Source organism: Streptomyces sp. NPDC002130 (genome assembly GCF_040296465.1).
Classification (GTDB): Bacteria; Actinomycetota; Actinomycetes; order Streptomycetales; family Streptomycetaceae; genus Streptomyces.
In genome coordinates, this window is the sequence record NZ_JBEOXI010000756.1 from 1 (window position 1) to 1,559 (window position 1,559).

Below are 1,559 nucleotides of genomic sequence, written 5' to 3' on the forward strand. Positions count from 1 at the left end.
GTCGGCGGCGTACAGGTCCCGCACGCGGCGCAGCACGTCGGGGTCGACGAGCAGTCCGTCGTCGTCCACACCTTGCTGATGTCGACGTATGCGGTGTCGGCACCTTCGGTCATCGCGAGCGAGATAATGTTTCGCCGCAGCCACCGCGCCAACCCGAGCACCGATTCCTGATAGCCGGACGGGAGGCGATTTTCGCTCTCGCGGAGTGGGCCCACAAAGTCGAAGTCGTGCGTGAACCCAGTCGGCATGTATGAGATCCCGCGTGATTCGCAGACGTGCCGAGCCCAACCTGCCAGCTCGTTGAACAGTAGGTCGATCGCGTTGCTTGCGCCGAGATTGAACGGCAAGGGCTGCTCATCGGTACCCGATGCGATTTTCATGCCGCCCTTGCCGATCCGATCCTGTCGATAGGTCGTGACTGCGAGGTCCTCCGCGAGTGAAGGGATTTTCTTCAGCAGATCCAGTAGAGCTTTCTGATCAACTCTCAGTAGGTAGAAGTGATCCGCTTCGGTCGTCCCAACGCTCATGGTCACACCTTCCCAACAGTCCGCAACTCTGGTGCGATTCTACCACATATCACACCTAGTTGCATTGCGCCACAACATGTTTCACCAGAGTCGCACAACTCGCACCTTCAGTCGGCCGCATACGGTGCACCACTTCTTCTGCTGCATCTTCTGCCCATCCGGCTTTCCATTGGCCTCGTAGTTGTAGACGTCGATCAGCGTCCCGTTCTCCCACTTGCCCCACTTGTGCAGATGCATCACTTGACCCTCCTTGTCGGCCCGTACGCAGTCCTTCGTGTTTTCGCTGGATCTCGAACCCACATCGGCGGGGTCACATTCGGTTTCGCGGCAGGGTTGACCTTCGGCGACTGCGGCTTCCTCGGCGACATCACATTCAGCACCGCCTGCACGCACTCCTCCATTGGAATCCCACTCGACTCCGACAACTCACTCGCGAAGGCGTGCGCGTGCTCGTATGCCTCCGTCTGCAGCCACGCCGGCGGTTTACCGCCAGGCCACTCCGCTACCCCACTCGGTCGCTCGATCGTGAACGAGACCGAGAACTCCTTCGGCACGACGGTCATCTCAAATTGATCGACACCCTCCGACGTGGAGGTGAATCGCGGTACGCCGACCATCTCGTACGGACGCCCGTCGATGTAGAGAACTCCAGACGGTGCGCAGTGCACGCCGGCGCCCATATCTACCCACTTGCTCATCACTTCGCCTCACTGTCATGCACGTAGCAGCCGAGGAACTGGCAGTCGTCGGGATCGTCCACGCGGCGATATGTCCGCTTGCCCACCAGGAGCGTCGGTGGAGTGCGGGGCAGGTCCACAGTGAACCGCTGGCCGTGGGGCTCGAGGAACACGGCCTTCACCCAACCGCTCACGTTTTCACCATCCGGAGTGGCTGCGATCCGCAATCCTTCGATCTTCTCGACGCACTCTTCCAACTGATACGTCATCTCACCGGGCCTGCATCCGAGCGCCCTGCTGATTGCCTGCTGCCAGTCGATTGCGCTCCGTTCCAGCGCCATCACTCACCGCCCGG

At 60.7% G+C, this 1,559-nt stretch carries 4 protein-coding genes; all 4 read right to left on the reverse strand.

The features are described 5' to 3' along the window. On the reverse strand, positions 1–527 hold a 527-nt coding region (locus ABT116_RS45195; protein WP_351646860.1), incomplete at its 3' end, for a hypothetical protein. Between the two features lie 81 nt (positions 528–608). Then, a complete protein-coding gene (locus ABT116_RS45200; RefSeq protein ID WP_351646862.1) occupies positions 609–764 on the reverse strand; it encodes a hypothetical protein in 156 nt (51 codons plus the stop codon). Beyond that, on the reverse strand, positions 764–1,225 hold the full coding sequence (locus ABT116_RS45205) for a hypothetical protein (protein ID WP_351646864.1): 462 nt from the start codon (positions 1,223–1,225) through the stop codon (positions 764–766). The genes ABT116_RS45200 and ABT116_RS45205 overlap by 1 nt, the downstream gene beginning before the upstream one ends. Further along, positions 1,225–1,545 (reverse strand): hypothetical protein, encoded by a 321-nt coding sequence (locus ABT116_RS45210; protein WP_351646866.1) that lies wholly within the window; start codon positions 1,543–1,545, stop codon positions 1,225–1,227. Before ABT116_RS45210 ends, ABT116_RS45205 begins: the two co-directional genes overlap by 1 nt. Between the last annotated feature and the right edge of the window lie 14 nt (positions 1,546–1,559).